This is a genomic window from Zunongwangia atlantica 22II14-10F7 (assembly GCF_002094855.1).
Taxonomy (GTDB): domain Bacteria; phylum Bacteroidota; class Bacteroidia; order Flavobacteriales; family Flavobacteriaceae; genus Zunongwangia; species Zunongwangia atlantica.
Map to the genome: position 1 here is coordinate 1 of NZ_ARYN01000046.1, position 2778 is coordinate 2778.

The window sequence follows — 2778 nt, forward strand, 5'->3', positions numbered from 1 at the left end:
TTTGAGACAAACTGCCGTTGCCACCAATTTGAAAAATGAACAATCCAATAAATATTTTAGAAAACAATAAACAGATTGAATTATCGGTTGGAATCTATTCTTTAAAAGTATTAGGAGGCTGGAAAGTTATTGTAAATAATTTTTTTATAATTCTACGAGAGGTTGACGGAAAAACAAAAATTAAATCAAAAGATACATTTTGGAAATTTCAATCATACGCTTTTGGAAAAAGAGCTAAAATAATAGCTTCAATAGATATTCCTAAAAAAGCCAAATATGAAATTGAATTCGTTAATGTAACTGATCTAAAAGTAAAAAAATCAAATCTTATGTTTTTTGGTCCTTCCCAAAATTATTTACCAATGAAAGAAATTGAAATATTTATAGAATGAGACTGACAATAACATTTTTGGTATTGATTTTAAGCCTTAATTCTTGTAATCCAACATCTAAAAAAGAAACACTTCTTTTAGCTGACAGAGAAGCACCTTTAGGTTGGATGTATTTAAGAGTTTATAAAGATAAAACGTTTGAATTTGAATCTCGCGGATTAGAGCGTAAAGGAGTTATTTATTCAGGAATTATGGAATTAAAAACTGATACGATATATTTTAAATATTCAGACTCAATTCCTAAAGCTGGTAATAAAGCTATTCTGACTAAAAACTTTGTTTCTTACTTCAATGGAACATATCCAGAAAGGTTGGAAATAAAAAAGAATAATTTAAAAACAGATTAAAAAACTGGTGGCAACACCGTATAACAACAATTGCGGCTTTGTGTCCTGCGGACACAACCGCGTAAGCATAAAAGTCAGGAATTTTAGCTATCTTAGTTTTTAACCAACCCGCAATTGATTGTTATACAAAACCGTTAGCCAAAATAACTCCGGACAAAAACACTCCCTGAAGACCGGACTGACCGCAGAAAAATCAACACTCGAAATTTGATAAAAACGAAGAATATTTTTAAAAAGAAAAGTGGAAAAAAATCACTGATAAAACCGATTTGACCGCAAAAAATTATAATCAAAATTCGATAAAATCGGACACTATTTTTAATAGTCTATAAAAGTAAAAAATGATTAAGTGGAATCCGATATTCTATAAAATTGACTGTCATTTTTAGAAAACAAAACTGAATTTAAGCGGACAAATACGTCAAAAAATTATGAAACTCTGAACTTTTAAATGAACTTGGAACTCCAGAATTATCAACGACGCAGAAATAATCACGCAGAACAAATCTCTTTCTAAATTTGAATTGAAAATTCAGCTAAAATTAAAAAATAACATTCCTGGCCGATAATGCTCAAATTGTAATATTTTAAAGCAAATTATTCAAAACATCAAAACGCTTCTCTTCTACTCTGACTAAAAGATAAACTCATGAAAATGTAATATTTGATAAATCTGACCAAAATTTTAAAAGAGTAAGAACAAAAAACAAACAGAGCGTGTCGTTACATTGGCTAACAACGTATAATAGCAATTGCGGCATTTTGTCCTGCGGACAAAACCGCTTAAACATAATATTCAGTATTTTTAATTATCTTAGTTTTAAGCAACCCGCAACTGACGATTATACGAAGACGTTGTGGCCAATTATATTCGTGATTTTCCTTTCAATTGAGATAAATTGACTTTACCTTTGATAATATCAAATGATACTATCAAAATGAAACCACCTTACGAGATTACCCCAAAAATCTTAAGAATTATAACTTCCATTTCTGAAAAATTAGGAGCTATTAATGCAACGTATTTGAATAAACCTTCTCCTAAATTAAGAAAAGAGAACAAGATTAAAACCATTCATTCTTCATTAAAGATTGAAGGAAATACATTGACCGAAGAACAGATAACTGCACTTTTAGAAAACAAAAGAATTATCGGTCCGAAAAAAGATGTAAAAGAGGTTTTAAATGCAATTGAGATTTATGAACACCTAGAGAATTATGATCCATTCAAGGAAAAATCATTTTTGAAATGTCATAAAGATCTAATGCAAAATCTAATAGATGATGCAGGAAAATACCGAAAACAAGGTGTTGGAATAATGAAAGGATCTGCAGTAGAACATTATGCTCCACCCTATCAAAATGTACCTTTCTTAATGAAAGATTTATTCGAGTATTTACAGACTTCAGAAGAAATTGAATTGGTTAAAAGCTGTGTATTTCATTATGAAATGGAATTCATTCACCCATTTTTAGATGGAAATGGAAGAATGGGCAGATTGTGGCAAACATTAATTTTAATGCAAAAATATCCGGTATTTGAATATTTACCTTTTGAGACCTTGATTAGCAATGACCAAGAAAAATATTATTCAGCATTATCAGAAAGTGATAAGACTGGAAATTCGACAGCATTTATTGAATATATGCTAGGAGTGATTGATAAATCATTAGAAGAATTGCTTAATTTTACCAATAGAACTCTGACTGAAAAAGACCGATTGGAATATTTCTTATCTCTAAATAAGAGAGAATTTACCAGAAAAGACTATATGGAAGTTTTCAAAGATATCTCTGGAGCAACTGCAAGTAGGGATTTAAAAAAAGGTGTAGAACAAAATTTATTCAAAAAGATTGGAGATAAAAATAAAACTAGTTATAAGATATAACTGGCCACAACATCGGTTAATCGCAAATAACGGTTAGTTTGCTAAAAATGGTTATTTTAGAGATCAATTATTTAAAATCCTAAACCGACAAATCCGTGTAATTACTCCCGCAACTTGCGATAACCGGAGCCGTCAGACTGTCTCAAAACC

Annotated in this window: 3 protein-coding genes; all 3 read left to right on the forward strand. The window is 30.1% G+C overall.

The window, feature by feature from the left end; all coding sequences use genetic code 11:
• Positions 1-35 precede the first annotated feature (35 nt).
• The 3 genes from IIF7_RS20345 (at position 36) to IIF7_RS20355 (ending at position 2628) form a co-directional block, all read left to right on the forward strand.
• Positions 36-392 carry a hypothetical protein gene (locus tag IIF7_RS20345; protein ID WP_084843521.1) on the forward strand — a complete coding sequence of 119 codons (357 nt, stop codon included), beginning with the start codon at positions 36-38 and terminating at the stop codon, positions 390-392.
• Positions 389-739 (forward strand): hypothetical protein, encoded by a 351-nt coding sequence (locus IIF7_RS20350; RefSeq protein ID WP_084843522.1) that lies wholly within the window; start codon positions 389-391, stop codon positions 737-739. Before IIF7_RS20345 ends, IIF7_RS20350 begins: the two co-directional genes overlap by 4 nt.
• 938 nt (positions 740-1677) lie before the next feature.
• Positions 1678-2628 carry a Fic family protein gene (locus IIF7_RS20355; protein WP_084843523.1) on the forward strand — a complete coding sequence of 317 codons (951 nt, stop codon included), beginning with the start codon at positions 1678-1680 and terminating at the stop codon, positions 2626-2628.
• Positions 2629-2778: the final 150 nt, after the last annotated feature.

What these genes read in the sequence shown, in the direction of transcription:
- IIF7_RS20345 (WP_084843521.1), top strand. Translation starts at nt 36, where the DNA reads ATGAACAATCCAATAAATATTTTAGAAAACAATAAACAGATTGAATTA.
- IIF7_RS20350 (WP_084843522.1), top strand. Translation starts at nt 389, where the DNA reads ATGAGACTGACAATAACATTTTTGGTATTGATTTTAAGCCTTAATTCT.
- IIF7_RS20355 (WP_084843523.1), top strand. Translation starts at nt 1,678, where the DNA reads ATGAAACCACCTTACGAGATTACCCCAAAAATCTTAAGAATTATAACT.